At 70.5% G+C, this 16,372-nt stretch carries 18 protein-coding genes; 11 read left to right on the top strand and 7 right to left on the bottom strand.

The features are described 5' to 3' along the window. Nucleotides 1–286 precede the first annotated feature (286 nt). Both EDD92_RS19765 and EDD92_RS19760 read left to right on the top strand, forming a co-directional pair. The gene (locus tag EDD92_RS19765) at nt 287–964 is read left to right on the top strand and encodes a response regulator transcription factor (protein ID WP_030941720.1); all 678 of its coding nucleotides are present in this window, start codon (nt 287–289) and stop codon (nt 962–964) included. A gap of 160 nt (nt 965–1,124) precedes the next feature. Beyond that, a complete protein-coding gene (locus EDD92_RS19760; protein ID WP_123965548.1) occupies nt 1,125–2,399 on the top strand; it encodes an ATP-binding protein in 1,275 nt (424 codons plus the stop codon). A gap of 147 nt (nt 2,400–2,546) precedes the next feature. Here EDD92_RS19760 and EDD92_RS19755 read toward each other — a convergent pair whose 3' ends face one another. Further along, nucleotides 2,547–3,059, bottom strand: a complete 513-nt coding sequence (locus EDD92_RS19755; RefSeq protein WP_123965547.1) for a GtrA family protein — start codon at nt 3,057–3,059, stop codon at nt 2,547–2,549. Nucleotides 3,060–3,266: 207 nt separating this feature from the next. Here EDD92_RS19755 and EDD92_RS19750 point away from each other — a divergent pair, with 207 nt between their 5' ends. Genes EDD92_RS19750 through EDD92_RS19740 form a run of 3 tightly spaced genes read left to right on the top strand, consistent with a single transcriptional unit; the run spans nt 3,267 to nt 6,132 of the window. Next, complete coding sequence (locus EDD92_RS19750; RefSeq protein ID WP_123965546.1) at nt 3,267–4,406, top strand: 5-(carboxyamino)imidazole ribonucleotide synthase; 1,140 nt, start codon at nt 3,267–3,269, stop codon at nt 4,404–4,406. Continuing rightward, a complete protein-coding gene (gene purE / locus EDD92_RS19745) occupies nt 4,403–4,942 on the top strand; it encodes a 5-(carboxyamino)imidazole ribonucleotide mutase (protein WP_185124068.1) in 540 nt (179 codons plus the stop codon). Before EDD92_RS19750 ends, purE begins: the two co-directional genes overlap by 4 nt. A 5-nt stretch (nt 4,943–4,947) precedes the next feature. After that, the gene (locus EDD92_RS19740; protein ID WP_123970458.1) at nt 4,948–6,132 is read left to right on the top strand and encodes a dipeptidase; all 1,185 of its coding nucleotides are present in this window, start codon (nt 4,948–4,950) and stop codon (nt 6,130–6,132) included. Here the strand turns inward: EDD92_RS19740 and EDD92_RS19735 are convergent. Beyond that, nucleotides 6,081–7,211: an alkene reductase gene (locus EDD92_RS19735; RefSeq protein ID WP_123965545.1), complete on the bottom strand. Its 1,131-nt coding sequence runs from the start codon at nt 7,209–7,211 to the stop codon at nt 6,081–6,083. The genes EDD92_RS19740 and EDD92_RS19735 overlap by 52 nt on opposite strands. Nucleotides 7,212–7,271: 60 nt before the next feature. Between EDD92_RS19735 and EDD92_RS19730 the strand changes: the two genes are divergently transcribed. Both EDD92_RS19730 and EDD92_RS19725 read left to right on the top strand, forming a co-directional pair. Next, the gene (locus tag EDD92_RS19730; RefSeq protein WP_123965544.1) at nt 7,272–7,631 is read left to right on the top strand and encodes a MerR family transcriptional regulator; all 360 of its coding nucleotides are present in this window, start codon (nt 7,272–7,274) and stop codon (nt 7,629–7,631) included. Between the two features lie 107 nt (nt 7,632–7,738). Then, complete coding sequence (locus tag EDD92_RS19725; RefSeq protein ID WP_123965543.1) at nt 7,739–8,869, top strand: dipeptidase; 1,131 nt, start codon at nt 7,739–7,741, stop codon at nt 8,867–8,869. On the opposite strand, the gene EDD92_RS19720 is transcribed toward EDD92_RS19725, so the two are convergent. Both EDD92_RS19720 and EDD92_RS19715 read right to left on the bottom strand, forming a co-directional pair. Beyond that, nucleotides 8,856–9,245, bottom strand: a complete 390-nt coding sequence (locus EDD92_RS19720) for a VOC family protein (RefSeq protein WP_123965542.1) — start codon at nt 9,243–9,245, stop codon at nt 8,856–8,858. The genes EDD92_RS19725 and EDD92_RS19720 overlap by 14 nt on opposite strands. A 14-nt stretch (nt 9,246–9,259) precedes the next feature. Continuing rightward, the gene (locus EDD92_RS19715; protein ID WP_123965541.1) at nt 9,260–9,619 is read right to left on the bottom strand and encodes a VOC family protein; all 360 of its coding nucleotides are present in this window, start codon (nt 9,617–9,619) and stop codon (nt 9,260–9,262) included. Nucleotides 9,620–9,701: 82 nt separating this feature from the next. Here EDD92_RS19715 and EDD92_RS19710 point away from each other — a divergent pair, with 82 nt between their 5' ends. Continuing rightward, entirely contained in the window at nt 9,702–10,202 is a 501-nt protein-coding gene (locus tag EDD92_RS19710) for a CGNR zinc finger domain-containing protein (protein WP_123965540.1), read from the top strand. Between the two features lie 109 nt (nt 10,203–10,311). Here EDD92_RS19710 and EDD92_RS19705 read toward each other — a convergent pair whose 3' ends face one another. Further along, nucleotides 10,312–11,655, bottom strand: coding sequence for a UDP-glucose/GDP-mannose dehydrogenase family protein (locus EDD92_RS19705; protein WP_123965539.1), 1,344 nt, complete (start codon nt 11,653–11,655; stop codon nt 10,312–10,314). Nucleotides 11,656–11,844: 189 nt separating this feature from the next. Between EDD92_RS19705 and EDD92_RS19700 the strand changes: the two genes are divergently transcribed. After that, the gene (locus EDD92_RS19700) at nt 11,845–13,002 is read left to right on the top strand and encodes an acyl-CoA dehydrogenase (protein ID WP_123965538.1); all 1,158 of its coding nucleotides are present in this window, start codon (nt 11,845–11,847) and stop codon (nt 13,000–13,002) included. A gap of 78 nt (nt 13,003–13,080) precedes the next feature. Here EDD92_RS19700 and EDD92_RS19695 read toward each other — a convergent pair whose 3' ends face one another. Further along, the gene (locus EDD92_RS19695; protein WP_123965537.1) at nt 13,081–13,674 is read right to left on the bottom strand and encodes an acyl-CoA thioesterase; all 594 of its coding nucleotides are present in this window, start codon (nt 13,672–13,674) and stop codon (nt 13,081–13,083) included. Between the two features lie 92 nt (nt 13,675–13,766). Here EDD92_RS19695 and EDD92_RS19690 point away from each other — a divergent pair, with 92 nt between their 5' ends. Both EDD92_RS19690 and EDD92_RS19685 read left to right on the top strand, forming a co-directional pair. Continuing rightward, on the top strand, nt 13,767–15,068 hold the full coding sequence (locus tag EDD92_RS19690) for an LCP family protein (RefSeq protein ID WP_123965536.1): 1,302 nt from the start codon (nt 13,767–13,769) through the stop codon (nt 15,066–15,068). Continuing rightward, nucleotides 15,061–15,687, top strand: coding sequence for an HAD family hydrolase (locus EDD92_RS19685; protein WP_123965535.1), 627 nt, complete (start codon nt 15,061–15,063; stop codon nt 15,685–15,687). Before EDD92_RS19690 ends, EDD92_RS19685 begins: the two co-directional genes overlap by 8 nt. Nucleotides 15,688–15,932: 245 nt before the next feature. On the opposite strand, the gene EDD92_RS19680 is transcribed toward EDD92_RS19685, so the two are convergent. Further along, nucleotides 15,933–16,295, bottom strand: a complete 363-nt coding sequence (locus EDD92_RS19680) for a four-helix bundle copper-binding protein (RefSeq protein ID WP_123965534.1) — start codon at nt 16,293–16,295, stop codon at nt 15,933–15,935. Nucleotides 16,296–16,372: the final 77 nt, after the last annotated feature.

Below are 16,372 nucleotides of genomic sequence, written 5' to 3'. Positions count from 1 at the left end.
TGCTGGTGGGGGTTTACCGCACACAAAAGAGACCTTCGGCGTCAAATGGTGGCCAAAGGTCCCCGCAGTGCTACAGGCGTTGTTTCACCATACGGCAGGACACTGCCGGATATGGAAGGACTTGAGACACGGATCACAGGTGGAGGTGGAACCATACACACCTTTTCCAAGGTCTCTTCCGTGATCACACCGCACAGACACAGGTTCTTACCGACCCGCCCAAAGGTAAGAATCACGCCTGCCGATCACACCCCAGCACCTGTCAAGAGCGGACTACCATCACCTCATGACCCGTGTACTGCTCGCCGAGGACGACGCGTCCATCTCGGAGCCGCTGGCCCGCGCCCTGCGCCGGGAAGGTTACGAGGTCGAGGTGCGCGAGGACGGACCCACCGCGCTCGACGCCGGAAACGCCGGCGGCATCGACCTGGTCGTGCTGGACCTCGGTCTGCCCGGCATGGACGGCCTCGAGGTCGCCCGCCGGCTGCGGGCCGAAGGCCACACCGTGCCGATCCTCATCCTGACCGCGCGTGCCGACGAGGTGGACACCGTCGTCGGTCTCGACGCCGGCGCCGACGACTACGTCACCAAGCCCTTCCGGCTCGCCGAACTGCTCGCCCGTGTCCGGGCCCTGCTGCGGCGCGGTGCGGCCGAGCCGGCGCAGCCGCCCGCCACGCACGGCGTGCGGATCGACGTCGAGTCGCACCGGGCGTGGATGGGCGACGAGGAACTCCAGCTCACCGCCAAGGAGTTCGACCTGCTGCGGGTGCTGGTGCGAGACGCCGGCCGGGTGGTGACCCGGGACCAGTTGATGCGAGAGGTCTGGGACACGACGTGGTGGTCGTCGACCAAGACGCTCGACATGCACATCTCGTGGCTGCGTAAGAAGTTGGGCGACGATGCGGCGAACCCGCGGTACATCGCCACCGTGCGCGGTGTGGGTTTTCGGTTCGAGAAGAGTTAGCCGGTTACGCGCGTTGCGCCGGCGTGGCTTGTGTGGGTTCGCGGCTGCCGGCCGTATGTGGCCGGTCGCGCCCGCGCGGCGGAGCCGCACACGTCACAGCCCCGCGCCCCTTTGGGGCACGCCCACACCGGTGTTGTAGAGCCACTGTCCGGAGGGCCTCGTGCGTCGTCGTCTCATCCAGTCCACGCTTGCCGTCGTGCTCGTGGTCATCGCCGTCTTCGGCGTGTCTCTCGTCATCGTCGAGACGCGGACCATCAGCAACAGCGCCCAGGAGCGGGTGAGCTCCGAGGCGCAGCGGCTGGCCAGCATCGTGGACAGCCGGCTCATCGGGGCCGGGGCCGTCAGCGCGGAGGTGCTGAAGGGACAGGTCACGGGGGAGCGGTACGCCGTGATCGAGATCCCGGGGCAGTCGGCCATCGCGGTCGGGACCAAGCCCGAGGGTGAGGTCATCCGCGGGCGGGCGACGGGCGAGGAGGGCGAGCGGGTCGTCGTCGAGGAGCCGCGTTCGACCGTGAGCCGGGAGGTCGGCCGGACGCTGCTGATCATCGGGCTGGTCGCGCTGCTCGCCGTGGTGGCCGCCGTACTGCTGGCGATCCGGCAGGCCAACCGGCTCGCCTCCCCGCTCACCGACCTCGCGGAGACCGCCGAGCGGCTGGGCTCCGGCGACCCCCGGCCCCGCCACAAGCGGTACGGCGTTCCCGAGCTGGACCGGGTGGCGGACGTCCTCGACTCCTCCGCCGAGCGCATCGGCCGCATGCTCACCGCCGAGCGGCGCCTGGCCGCCGACGCCTCCCACCAGCTGCGTACGCCGCTGACCGCGCTGTCGATGCGGCTCGAGGAGATCACCCTCACCGACGACCCGGACACGGTGAAGGAGGAGGCCAACGTCGCCCTCACCCAGGTCGAGCGGCTGACGGACGTGGTGGAGCGGCTGCTGACCAACGCCCGCGACCCCCGGACCGGCAGCGCCGTCTCCTTCGACCTCGACGAGGTCATTCAGCAGCAGCTCGCCGAGTGGCGGCCCGCCTACCGCCAGGCCGGGCGGGCGATCGTGAGCTCCGGCAAACGGCATCTGCAGGCGGTCGGCACGCCGGGCGCGGTCGCGCAGGTGCTGGCGGCGCTGATCGAGAACTCGCTGATGCACGGCGGGGGCACGGTGGCGCTGCGGACCCGGGTGACCGGCAACCAGGCGGTCGTGGAGGTCACCGACGATGGGCCGGGCGTGCCCGCCGACCTCGGTGCGCGGATCTTCGAGCGCACGATCAGCGGACGGAACTCGACGGGCATCGGGCTGGCGGTGGCGCGGGACCTGGCGGAGGCGGACGGCGGCCGTCTGGAGATGCTGCAGACCCAGCCGCCGGTCTTCGGCCTGTTCCTGTCGCGTACGCCGCTGAAGCGGCCGCCGGCGGAGGACGAGGAGCCGATGGTCCGCTGAGCGCTTAGGCGCTCAGCGCGCTGTGTCGATTTGCGGCTCCGCCGGGGGGCCGCGATGTGCCGTCGTACGACTGCGGCGCCATCGTGGCTGGTCGCGCCCGCGCGGCGGAGCCGCACATGTCGCAGCCCCGCGCCCCTTTGGGGGCGCTCAGCTGACGCGGGCCTCGGGCTTCGGGCGGTCGGCCTCGGCGGCCTGGGCCTCCAGGAACGATTCGGCACCTGCGACGGCCTCGTGGGCGGGCAGGGCCTTGAACACCCACGTGCGGTACGACCAGAACCGGAACAGCGTGCCGAGCCCGATGCCGACGACCTTGAAGATGTTGCGCTCCAGCGAGCTGTCCCAGCCGAAGCCGTAGATGGCCGCGTACAGGATGCCGTTCTCGATCACCAGGCCGACCGCGCTGAAGGCCAGGAAGAGCGAGAGCTCCTTGGTCCGGGCGCTCTTGTCGCGGTCACGGTAGGTGAAGTAGCGGAAGCCCAGGTAGTTGACGCCGATCGCGACCACGGTGGCGATCACGTTGGCGCGTACGGCCTGCAGGCTCGTGAGGTGCCAGAGCAGATTGGAGACACCGAAGTTCACGACGGTGCCCAGGGCACCCACCGCACCGAACTTGGCAACCTCGTGTGCGAGCCTTCGCAGCCCGGCGGAACCATGTCCCATGGCCGTGCAGGCCCCCATTCGGTCGGTTTCGTCAACTCAGCCATGCTAACCACCCCCCTTCTCAAACGCTTGTGGTTGTGTTCACAGGTCGGATACAGGTCGGATAGAGGTCGGGAAGAGGACCGGAAAAGCCCGGAAAGGCGGGGGTAAGAGGTTCCGGAAACGGCCGGAAACCGGCCCGTGTGGCGCGGCCGATACCCTAGGGGTGTGACGTTCCCGGTAGTCGGCATGGTCGGCGGAGGCCAGCTCGCTCGTATGACACACGAGGCAGGCATCCCGCTCGGCATCAGGTTCAAGCTCCTCAGTGACACCCCTCAGGACTCCGCGGCGCAGGTCGTCAGCGATGTCGTCATCGGCGACTATCGCGACCTCGACACGCTGCGTGAGTTCGCGAGGGGCTGCGATGTGATCACTTTCGATCACGAACACGTACCCACCGAGCACCTCAGGGCGCTGGAGGCGGACGGCATCCCCGTGCGCCCGGGCCCCGACGCGCTCGTGCACGCCCAGGACAAGGGCGTGATGCGCGCGCGGCTCGACGCGATCGGGGTGCCGTGCCCGCGGCACCGGATCGTGGCCGACCCGGCCGACGTGGTGGCCTTCGCGGCGGAGGGCGACGGCTTCCCGGTCGTCCTCAAGACCGTCCGCGGCGGCTACGACGGCAAGGGCGTGTGGGTCGTCGAGTCCGCGGAGGAGGCTGCGGACCCGTTCCGCGCGGGCGTCCCGGTCCTCGCCGAGGAGAAGGTCGACTACGTACGGGAGCTGGCGGCGAACGTCGTGCGCTCCCCGCACGGCCAGGCGGTCGCGTACCCGGTCGTCGAGTCCCGGCAGGTGAACGGCGTGTGCGACACCGTGATCGCGCCCGCGCCCGACCTCGACGAGGTCCTCGCCCTGCAGGCGGAGGAGATGGCGCTGCGCATCGCCAAGGAACTGGACGTCGTCGGCCACCTCGCCGTCGAGCTGTTCCAGACCCGCGACGGCCGCATCCTCGTCAACGAGCTCGCGATGCGCCCGCACAACTCCGGCCACTGGACCCAGGACGGCGCGATCACCTCGCAGTTCGCCAACCACGTCCGCGCGGTCCTCGACCTCCCGCTCGGCGACCCGCGTCCGCGCACCAAGTGGACCGTGATGGTCAACGTCCTCGGCGGGGACTACCCGGACATGTACTCCGCGTACCTGCACTGCATGGCCCGCGACCCCCAGCTGAAGATCCACATGTACGGCAAGGACGTGAAGCCCGGCCGCAAGGTGGGCCACGTCAACACCTACGGCGACGACCTGGACGACGTCCTCGAGCGCGCACGTCACGCAGCCGGTTACCTGAGAGGCACGATCACCGAATGAGTACTGCTGCCGGCCCGGTCGTGGGCATCGTCATGGGTTCGGACTCCGACTGGCCCGTCATGGAGGCCGCCGCCCAGGCCCTCGACGAGTTCGAGATCGACTACGAGGTCGACGTCGTCTCCGCGCACCGCATGCCGCGCGAGATGATCACGTACGGCGAGCAGGCCGCCGAGCGGGGGCTCAAGGTGATCATCGCGGGCGCCGGGGGCGCCGCCCACCTCCCCGGGATGCTTGCCTCCGTCACCCCGCTGCCGGTCATCGGCGTCCCGGTGCCGCTGAAGTACCTGGACGGCATGGACTCCCTCCTCTCGATCGTGCAGATGCCGGCCGGCGTTCCGGTCGCCACCGTCTCCGTCGCCGGTGCCCGCAACGCGGGCCTGCTCGCGACCCGCATCCTGGCCACGCAGGACGACGAACTCCTCGGCCGCATGCGGGAGTTCCAGCAGGAACTGAACGACCAGGCCACCGAGAAGGGCAAGCGCCTGCGCGCCAAGGTCGAGGGGTCGAACGGCTTCGGCTTCGGCTCGCGGAAGTGACGGCGATGACCTCCGCCTCGGCGGCGGCGGCCCGGGAGCTCCTGCGCGAGTTCCCGGTCGTCGACGGCCACAACGACCTGCCCTGGGCGCTGCGCAAGCAGGTCCGCTACGACCTCGACGCCCGCGACATCGCCGTACACCAGAACGCACATCTGCACACCGACATCCCGCGCCTGCGCGAGGGCGGCGTCGGTGCGCAGTACTGGTCGGTGTACGTCCGCTCGGACCTGCCGGACGCGGTGCCCGCGACGCTCGAACAGATCGACTGCGTACGGCAGTTGCTGGCGCGCTACCCCGCGGACCTGGCGCCCGCGCTGACGGCCGCCGACATGGAGAGGGCGCGCGGTGAGGGCCGTATCGCCTCCCTCATGGGAGCGGAGGGCGGTCACTCCATCGCCTGCTCGCTCGGCACGCTGCGCGGTCTGTACGGGCTGGGCGTCCGCTACATGACGCTCACCCACAACGACAACAACCCGTGGGCGGACTCGGCGACCGACGAGCCGAACGTCGGCGGTCTGTCGGCCTTCGGCCGCGAGGTGGTCCGGGAGATGAACCGCCTCGGCATGCTGGTCGACCTGTCGCACGTGGCGGCGACGACGATGAGGGACGCGCTGGACGCCACGTCCGCGCCGGTGATCTTCTCCCACTCCTCGTCGCGTGCCGTGTGCGACCACCCGCGCAACATCCCGGACGACGTCCTCGAACGCCTGCCGGGCAACGGCGGCGTGGCGATGGTGACCTTCGTGCCGAAGTTCGTGCTCCAGGCGGCCGTGGACTGGACGGCTGCGGCGGACGAGAACCTGCGTTCCCACGGCTTCCACCACCTGGACACCAGCCCGGAGGCGATGAAGCTCCACCGCGCCTTCGAGGAGCGCACCCCGCGCCCGGTCGCCACGGTCTCGACGGTCGCCGACCACCTGGACCACATGCGCGAGGTCGCCGGCATCGACCACCTCGGCATCGGCGGCGACTACGACGGCACGGCCTTCACCCCGGACGGCCTGAACGACGTCTCGGGCTACCCGAACCTGATCGCCGAACTCCTGGACAGAGGCTGGTCGAAGCCGGACCTGGCCAAGCTGACCTGGCAGAACTCGGTACGGGTACTGGGCGCGGCGGAGGACGTGGCGCGCGAGCTTCAGGCGACCCGCCCGGCGTCCAACGCGACGATCGAGTCGCTGGACGGCTGACCGTCCAGGGCGGGGTAGTCGGTGTAGCCGTCCGCCCCGCCCACGTACATCAGGTACCGGTCTCGCACCGGGTTGAGCGGGGCGCCCAGGCGCAGCCGCGTCACGAGGTCCGGGTTGGCGAGGAACGGCCTGCCGAGCGCGACCAGGTCGGCCCCGGCGGTCAGCATGCGGGTGGCTGCCCGGGTGACGGCCTCGGTGGTGAGCGCGGGCAGCACCGGATTGCCGATGAGGACGCCGGGCCATTCCGCACGGATCCGCCGGTACACGGCCGTGCCGGGGTCGGCGTGCACGACGTGCAGATAGGCCGGTTCCAGGCCCTTCAAACGGTCCACCAGGAGCGGATAGAGGACGTCCGTGTCGTCCTCCTCGATGCCGTTGACCTTGCTCCCCGGCGAGATCCGCACCCCCACCCGGTCGGCACCGACCGCGTCGGCGACCGCCTCGGTCACCTCCGCCGTGAACCGGACCCGCCGCTCCACCGGCCCGCCGTATCCGTCCGTCCTGCGATTGGTGTTCCCGGCGAGGAACTGGTGCAGCAGATGCCCGTTGGCCGAGTGCACCTCGACGCCTTCGAAGCCCGCGTCGAGGGCCCGGCGGGCAGCCGCCGCGAAGTCCGCGGCGGTGGCCCGGATGTCGGTCACGGTCATCTCCCTCGGAACCACGGCCGGTCGGTGGCCGTGCGGGGTGAAGATCGTCTCCGGCAGTGGTACGGGAGAGGGTGCGAGGGGCGTCAGCCCGGTGGTCGCCGGGTGACTGACCCGGCCGCCGTGCTGGAGCTGCAGGAACATCCGCCCGCCGGCCGCCCGCACGGCCTCGGTCACCCGCCGCCACCCGTCCGTATGCCGGTCGGTGTGGATCGCGGTGATGTTCGGATACGTCTGCCCCACCGCGTTCGGCGTCGAGGCCTCGCCGATGATCAGGCCGGCCGTGGCACGCTGCACATAGTGGGTGACCATCAGGTCCGTCGGGGTGCCGTCCGCCTCCGCGCGGTTGCGGGTCAGCGGGGCCATCACCAGGTGGTGGGGGAGTTCGAGCCGGCCGAGCCGGGCCGGTGCCAGGAAATCCGTCGTCTGCGTCATGGCCGTACGCTAGAACCTCACACCGATGTCAGATTCAAGCCCGCACCAGCGGAGGTCGGCATGCGGATCGGCGAACTCGCCCGGCGCACGGGCGTCAGCGAGCGGTCGCTGCGCTACTACGAGGAACAGGGGCTGCTCGCCGCGGAGCGCACCCCGGGCGGCCACCGGGACTACCCGGAGCGGGCCGTGGACCGGGTGATCCGGATCCAGGAGCTGTACGCGGCCGGACTGCACAGCGAGAAGATCCGGCAGCTGCTGCCCTGCATGCGCGACCAGGACGGCGGGCCCTCGGTGATCGCCACCCCGCGCCTGGTCGCCGACCTCACCGCGGAACGCGACCGCATCGACCGCATGATCGCCGACCTGGTCCGCTCCCGGGACACCCTGGACGAGGTCATCCAGGCGGCTCAGGAGCGCTGAGCCGGGTCCGGTACCCCCGAACGCCCCGCTCACCAGGAAGCGCCCCGCGCCTCCGTGCGACGGTGACCGTACCCCTTGGGGACGATTCACGACGTACGGAGCCCGCCATGGCAGACCTCCAGGACGACGAACTGCACACCATCGGGGAGCTTGACGGCATCGGCCTGCCGGAAGCCTTCCAGGCCGGGCCGTACAAGCCCGTCTCCGATCCGGGCGCCGCCCCGATGGACCGCGCCCACGCCATCCTCGCCGTCCATCCCGTCGCCGACGGCTACAGCGGGCTCCCATGGGCCCTTCGGCATCTGTCCTGGTACGACCTGGAGCTCGGCGAGAGCGACGTCGACACGGACGTGCCGCGGCTGCAGGAGGGGCACGTGGGCATGCTCTTCTGCTCGCTGCATCTGCCGGAAGGCATCACCGGGGAGCAGATCGTCGTCGAGACCCTGGAACAGCTGGACCTGGTGAACACCGTGATGCGGGCCCACCCCGACGGGCTGCGCATCGTCTGCACCGCCGGGCAGGCCACCGACGCCCACAAGTGCGGCCGTATCGCCCTCCTCCTCGGCCCCGCCGAAGCCGCGGCGCTCGGCGACTCCCTCGGCATCCTGCGCGCCCTGTACACCCTGGGCCTGCGCATCCTCACGCTGTCCGGGGTGTCCTGGGCGAGCGAGGCCGGGCTCACCCGGTTCGGCGAGGAAGTCGTGCGGGAGATGAACCGGCTCGGTGTGCTCGCCGACCTCTCCGGTGCCGGCGCCGACACCGTCGACCGCACCCTGGCGGTCTCCAGGGCGCCGGTCCTGTTCACCCGCTCCGCCGCCGGCACCCTGCGCCCCCACCCGGCCAACCTCTCCGACGACCTGCTCACCCGGGTGGGCACCGCCAAGGGCCTGTGCATGGTGCCGCTGACGCCGGAACAGACCGGCCCCTCCGTCAACGACGTCGCCGACCACCTCGACCATGTGCGCGAGGTGGCGGGCCCGGAGTGCGTCGGCCTGTCCGGCACCTACGACGCCGGCACCGCCCACCCCCAGGACCTGGGCGACGCCTCCTGCTACCCGCACCTCATCGCCGAGCTCCTGCACCGCGGCTGGTCAGAGCCCGACATTGCCCTGCTGACCTGGGGAAACGTACAGCGCGTCCTGCGCACTGCCGACTTCACGGCCCGCGCGCTCCAGCAGCGCCGGGAGCCCTCGACAGCGACGATCGCGGAACTCGACGGCCGGTCTACGGCTCGCTGATCCGGCACAGACAGAACGGATGCCCGGCCGGGTCGGCGTACACCTGGAAGTCCTTCTTCTCCCGGTCCTCCAGGTCCAGCGGCCGCGCCCCCAGCGCCAGCACCTTGTCGTGCGCCGCGTCGATCTCCTCCCACGTCGACCCGGCGTCGAAGTCGAGGTGGAACTGCTGCGAGTTGCGGTCCGCGCGCGGCCACTCGGGCGGGGTGAGGCCCTCCGCCCGCTGGAAGGCGAGCCGGGGCCCGCCGGGGACGTGCAGGACGACCCAGTCGGGGTCCTCCTCCTCGGGCGTACCGCCCGCGACACCCGCGTAGAAGCGGGCGAGGGCGCGCGGGTCGGGGCAGTCGAGGACGACGGAGCGGAAGCGGGCCACTGGCATGGTGTCCTCCCGGTTCAGCAGGCGCAGAGACAGAACGGGTGCCCGGCCGGATCCGCGTAAACCCGCCAGGTCCGCGAGCGGTCGTCGGCGTCCAGCGGCTTGGCGCCGAGCGCCAGCACACCTGCCTCGGCCGCGTCCAGGTCGTCGACGGTCAGGTCCAGGTGGAACTGCTGCGAGTGGTCGGGCGCGGGCCACTCGGGGGCGACGAAACCGGGGGAGGCCTGGAAGGCCAGCGCCCGGCCGTCGGGGGTGGTGAGGTCCGCCCAGCCGTCCTCCGCCTCGACGGTGCCGCCCAGCACCTCGGCGTAGAACCCGGCCAGCGCGCTCGGGTCGGGACAGTCCAGGACGACGACGCCCAGTTTGGCGAGAGCCATGACTTCCTCCTGCGTTACCTCTAGATGTGGTCAACCAGTAACGGTTACTGCATGCTGCCTCATTGGAGGTAACGTCGCAAGCATGAGTGAGAGATCGGCCGCGCCGGGGAGCCTGGTCCTCGTCGAGTCCCTGGTGAACACGCTGGACATCGAGTCCGGCGCCGACGCGCTGGACACGGCGGACGGCCGGGAGCGGTTCGGGCTCTCGGAGGCCGAGGTGGCGGGCGCGCGTGAGCTGCGCGAGTCACTGCGCGCCGTGCTGCTCGCCCACGCCGGTCATCCGCCGCACGCCAGGGTGACGCCCCTGGGCGAGCTGCTGGCCTCGGCGCCCCTGCACCTGACCGTCGACGCCGCGGACGGCTCGGCGGCCCTCACTCCTGCCGACGCGGACCCCCTGCTCTCCCGGGTCGCCGCCGCCGTCGCCGAATCGCTCGTCGCCGGTACCTGGCTGCGCCTGAAGGCCTGCGAGTCGGTCACCTGCCACTGGGCGTACTACGACCGCAGCCCGGCCGGCCGCGGCCGCTGGTGCTCCATGCAGGTGTGCGGGGCGCGGGCGAAGATGCGCCGGTACCGGGCGAAGTAGTTCACCGCCGCGCCGGGGGACCGGTGGTGCAGAATGCAACAAGACGCCGGTTCGGCCGACTGAGCCTCGGCCGAACCGGCGTCGCCTTGCACAAGTCCCGTAAGAGAGATCAGGCCGTGGGGCGCCCCATCGCCCGGTACGTCCAGCCCGCCTTGCGCCACAGCTCCGGGTCGAGGGCGTTGCGCCCGTCCAGGATCACCCGGGCCGCCGTGACCTCGCCGAGCGCCGCGGGGTCCAGCTCGCGGAACTCCCGCCACTCCGTCAGATGCAGCACCACGTCGGCGCCCCGCACGGCCTCCAGCGCCGTGTCGGCGTAGCCGAGCGTCGGGAAGACCTTGCGGGCGTTGTCCATGCCCTTCGGGTCGTAGACGGTGACCTGGCCGCCCTGGAGGTGGATCTGACCGGCGACGTTCAGCGCGGGGGAGTCGCGTACGTCGTCCGAGTCGGGCTTGAACGTGGCGCCGAGCACCGCGACCCGCTTGCCCAGGAAGGGCCCGCCGCCGAGTGCCTGCCGCGCCAGCTCCACCATCTGCCCGCGCTGCCGCATGTTGATCGAGTCGATCTCGCGCAGGAAGGTCAGCGCCTGGTCGGCGCCGAGCTCACCGGCGCGCGCCATGAAGGCCCGGATGTCCTTGGGCAGACAGCCGCCGCCGAACCCGATCCCGGCCCGCAGGAACTTCTTGCCGATCCGGTCGTCGTACCCGATGGCCTCCGCCAGCTTGGTGACGTCGCCGCCGGAGGCCTCGCACATCTCCGCCATCGCGTTGATGAAGGAGATCTTGGTGGCGAGGAAGGAGTTCGCGGACGTCTTCACCAGCTCGGCGGTCGGGAAGTCGGTGACGACGAACGGCGTCCCCTCGGACAGCGGTGTCGCGTACACCTCGCGCAGCAGCTTCTCCGCCCGCTCGCTCCGCACGCCGACCACGATCCGGTCGGGGTGCAGGGTGTCGTCCACGGCGAACCCCTCGCGCAGGAACTCGGGATTCCAGGCCAGCTCGGCGTCCTCGCCCGCCGGGGAGTTCTCGACGAGGAAGCGGGCCAGCCGGTCGGCGGACCCGACCGGCACGGTCGACTTGCCGACGACCAGGGCGGGCCCGGTCAGATGCGGGGCGAGGGAGGCGAAGGCGGAGTCGACGTACGACATGTCGCAGGCGTACTCGCCGTGCTTCTGCGGGGTGTTGATGCACAGGAAGTGGACGTCGCCGAAGGCCCCCACCTCGGCCCAGTCCATGGTGACGCGGAGCCGCCCGGTGGACCCCTCGATCCCGGCGACATGCCTGCGCAGCAGCTCGTCGAGGCCGGGCTCGAACATCGGGGCCTCGCCCCGCGCCAGCTTCTCGATCTTCTCCGGTACGACATCCAGGGCGAGCACCTCGAAGCCCAGCTCGGCCATCGCGGCGGCGTGTGTCGCGCCGAGATAGCCGGTGCCGATCACGGTGATCTTGAGGGCCATGAGTGCTCCAGAAGAGGGACGTGGGCAGTGCGGAGCCGAGCATAGTCGGGCGGTTCCACGGGCAGCTTTCCCGCTGTCGCCAAGCTCACGTATCACTCCCGTGGGCCGCCCCCTAAAATTTGAGTTACTTAACGGTAATTAGCGCCATCACCACAGTGCGTCAGAAGCGTCCTTGGAGCGTGAGAAACCTTGGCCGGATCGGCTGATTTCGACCTGTACCGCCCGTCCGAGGAGCACGACATGCTCCGCGACGCGATCCGTTCACTGGCCGAGGCGAAGATCGCGCCGTACGCCGCCGTCGTGGACGAGGAGGCCCGCTTCCCGCAGGAGGCCCTGGAGGCCCTGGTCGCGAACGACCTGCACGCGGTGCACGTCCCCGAGGAGTACGGCGGCGCGGGCGCCGACGCGCTGGCGACGGTCATCGTGATCGAGGAGGTCGCGCGCGTGTGCGTCTCCTCGTCCCTGATCCCGGCCGTGAACAAGCTGGGCTCGCTCCCCGTGATCCTCTCCGGCTCCGAGGAGCTGAAGAAGAAGTACATGAGCCCGCTCGCCAAGGGCGACGCGATGTTCTCGTACTGCCTCTCCGAGCCGGACGCGGGCTCCGACGCGGCCGGCATGAAGACGAAGGCCGTCCGTGACGGCGACCACTGGGTGCTCAACGGCGTGAAGCGCTGGATCACCAACGCGGGCGTCTCCGAGTACTACACGGTGATGGCGGTGACGGACCCCTCGAAGCGCTCGAAGGGCATATCGGCCTTCGTCGTCGAGAAGTCGGACGAGGGTGTCTCCTTCGGCGCCCCGGAGAAGAAGCTCGGCATCAAGGGCTCCCCGACCCGCGAGGTCTACCTCGACAACGTCCGCATCCCCGCCGACCGCATGATCGGCGAGGAGGGCACCGGCTTCGCCACGGCGATGCAGACGCTCGACCACACCCGCATCACCATCGCCGCGCAGGCCCTCGGCGTCGCCCAGGGCGCCCTCGACTACGCCAAGGGCTATGTCCAGGAGCGCAAGCAGTTCGGCAAGCCGATCGCCGACTTCCAGGGCATCCAGTTCATGCTGGCCGACATGGCCATGAAGGTCTCCGCCGCCCGCGCCCTCACCTACCAGGCCGCGGCCGCCTCGGAGCGCGGTGACAAGGACCTGACCTTCCAGGGCGCCGCCGCCAAGTGCTTCGCGTCGGACGTGGCCATGGAGGTCACCACGGACGCGGTGCAGCTGCTGGGCGGTTACGGCTACACCCGTGACTACCCGGTGGAGCGCATGATGCGCGACGCGAAGATCACCCAGATCTACGAGGGCACCAACCAGGTCCAGCGGATCGTGATGGCGCGGAACCTGCCGTAGCACCCCCTGCGCACACGACGGCCCCCGGCGTCTGCCGGGGGCCGTCCTGCGTTCCGGACGCGGTCCTGCGTGTCCGGCTCAGTCGTCGAGCCCCTCCGCCGCCCGCTTCTCCCGCAGCTCCACGATCGCCCGCCGCCGCGCCAGGCGGTGGGTGCGGCGGATCTGGGCCTCCTGGTAGCGGCGCCGGTCCTTCTCCGTCTCCGGCAGCACCGGCGGCACCCGGCGGGGCTTGCCGTCGGCGTCCACCGCGGCGAAGACCAGGTAGGCGGAGCCGACCTGGGTGGGCGGGGTCGACTCGTTCCAGCGCTCGGCCAGGACCCGGACCCCGACCTCCATCGACGTCCGGCCGGTCCAGTTGACCTGGGCCTTCACATGGACCAGGTCGCCGACGCGGACCGGCTCCAGGAACGCCATCTCGTCCATCGACGCCGTGACGGCGGGGCCGCCGCTGTGCCGGCCGGCCACCGCTCCCGCCGCGTCGTCCACCAGCTTCATGATCACGCCACCGTGCACCGTGCCCAGAAGGTTCGTGTCGTTGTGCGTCATGATGTGACTGAGCGTGGTCCGGGACGCCGAGGTGGGCTTGCCAGGGACCTCCGGTATATCCGGAGTGTCTGATTCCGTGGCGGGGGCCTGGTCTGTCATGGCCTCCACCTTATGCCGAGGCGACATCAGCGGACTTTGTGTTGGCTTCGCAACAGCCGTGCCCTGATTTTCCTACGACTCTTGTGAAGGGCATGGCTGCTCCCTGCACACTGGGCCCCATGAACGATTGGCCCGAGGCATGGTCCGACGACAACCGCAACCGGTACGGACGCGGCAGCGCGAGCGCACACCCTGAGGGTGCCCGCGCGATGCGGCAGGTCCGCCGGCCTGCCTCGGGCGCGTACGGGGGCTCCGGCCCGTCCGCCCAGCCGTACGGCGGCGGGGTGCCCCAGCAGCCCTCGTACGTCAACGGCCAGGGGTACGGCGGCGCCGACACCGCGAACGACGGCTACGACAGCGGCTACAACACCGGCCACGTCTACGGCTCGCCCGGCGGCGGAGGGCCGGGCGGTCCCGGTGACCAGGGCGAGTACCGGCCGCGGCCGAACTGGCGGCGCCGTATCAAGTGGACGGCGATAACCCTGGTCACGGCGCTGGCCGTGACGTCGGTCGCCACGTACTTCTGGGCCGACGGCAAGCTGCACCGTGACGTCGACCTGTCCACGGTCATCGACCGGCCGGCGTCGGGCGACGGCACGAACTACCTGATCGTCGGCTCCGACAGCCGGGCCGGGCTGTCCTCCGAACAGAAGAAGCAGCTGCACACCGGGTCCGCGGAGGGCAAGCGGACCGACTCGATGATGATCCTGCACGTCGGCGACAGCGGCGACACGCTCATATCGCTGCCCCGCGACTCGAACGTGACGATCCCCTCGTACAAGGGGTCGACCTCCGGCAAGACCTACCCGGCCAGGGGCCGGCAGACGAAGCTGAACGCGGCCTACGCGGAGGACGGGCCGACGCTGCTCGTCCGCACGGTCGAGGCCAACATGGGCCTGCACATCGACCACTACGTGGAGATCGGCTTCGCAGGCTTCGCGAACATCGTGGACGCGGTCGGCGGTGTCACGATCAACATCGACAAGGGCTTCAAGGACAAGTACTCGGGTGCCGACTTCAAGTCGGGCGAGCAGACGCTGAACGGCGAGCAGGCCCTGGCCTTCGTCCGTACCCGGCACGCCTTCGCCGCCTCCGACCTGCAGCGCACCAAGAACCAGCAGAAGTTCCTCTCCGCCCTGGCCCACCAGGTGGCCACCCCGTCGACGGTCCTGAACCCCTTCAAGCTGTACCCCACCATGGGCGCGGGCCTGGACTCGCTCACCGTCGACAAGGACATGAGCCTGTGGGACCTGGCGTCCATGTTCTGGGCGATGAAGGGCGTCAGCGGCGGTGACGGCACGTCGATGAACATGCCGATCTCCGGCTCCACCGGCGGCAACCTCGTCTGGGACAAGGCGAAGGTCAAGACGTTGGTGGACGAGCTGAACAACGACCAGAAGGTCACGGTCGCGGGTGACTGAGCGGCCTGGCAGAGCACCGTTCGACGCGGTGCTCTGCGACGTGGACAACGTGATCCGGTCCTACGACCCCTCCGGGCTGCACGCCCTGGAGCGGGCCGCCGGGCTCGCCGAGGGCACCACCGCGAAGGTCGCCTTCGCGCCGGAGACCGGTCTGCCGGTGCTGCTGGGCCGGGTCGACCTGCAGGAGTGGGTGCAGGCGATCGCCGAGGGCCTGTCCGGGCTGGTCCCGGACGCCACGGCCTGGGACCTGGGCACGGCCCTGCTGGAGTCGCCCTTCGCGGCCGACGAGACGGTCGTCTCGCTGCTGCGCCGGGCGCGCACCCGGGTGCCGCTCGTCCTCGTCAGCAACGCCACCGTCCGCCTCGAGGACGACCTCACCGCGCTCGGCCTCGCCGACCTCGCGGACGAGGTCGTCAACAGCGCCCGCGTCGGCCTCGCCAAGCCGGACCCACGCATCTACCGCCTCGCGGCCGACCTGGCGGGCGTACGCCCTGAACGCTGCCTGTTCGTCGACGACACCGAGGAAAACACCGAGGCGGCTGCCGCCCTGGGAATGCAGCCGGTGCACTTCCGCACGGCGCAGGACCTGGAGCGCGCCCTGGAATCCCTGTTCACGTAACAGCCCCAGCCTGCGGCCAGCCGCGCCGCCGTAGCCCCGTAGCCTGCGAGCATGCGTGCCGCCGTAGCCTGCGGGCATTCGTACCGCTAGGGCGGCACGGGTGGGCGCAGGCGGCACCCCGTAAGCGCCGGGCTGCGCACCCGCCTCCGGCCTGCACCAACGCCGGGCACCGTGCACCGTAATGCCCCGCCCATGACCAAGGGCACCCAGCGCGCAGGTGCCCTTGATCCACGCTCAGCCGGTCGTCACATCGTGGCGCCCGACATCGCCCGACACATCTCGGCACAGCGGCGACACGCCTCCGCACACCGCATCATCTGCTTGTCGTCCGGCATGGACATACACGCCTCGGCGCACATGTCGCACGCCTTGGCGCACATCGCGCACATCTCGGCCGACATGGGCGAGCGGCGCATCATCATGTCCGCGCACATCCGGGTCGTCTCGGAGCAGTCCATGAGCGCACGCATGATCTGCATCTGGGCCTGGCCGCCCATCTGCATGCAGGAGCTCATGGTCTCCTCGCAGACGGTGTGGCAGGACATGCACGCCTGGACGCAGTCCTGCATCTCCTTGCTCATGGCGGTCATGGTTCCGGGCTGGGTCATGGCTCCTCCTGAGAGGCAGAGGGGCCCGGGGGTGGGCCCCGTGCCCTTCTGTTCCTACGCCTGCCGGGCGCCACGCG

The organism is Streptomyces sp. TLI_185 (assembly GCF_003814765.1).
Lineage (GTDB): Bacteria > Actinomycetota > Actinomycetes > Streptomycetales > Streptomycetaceae > Streptomyces.
The sequence above is the reverse complement of the archived record's forward strand: the minus strand, read 5'-3'. Positions and strand labels throughout refer to the sequence as shown.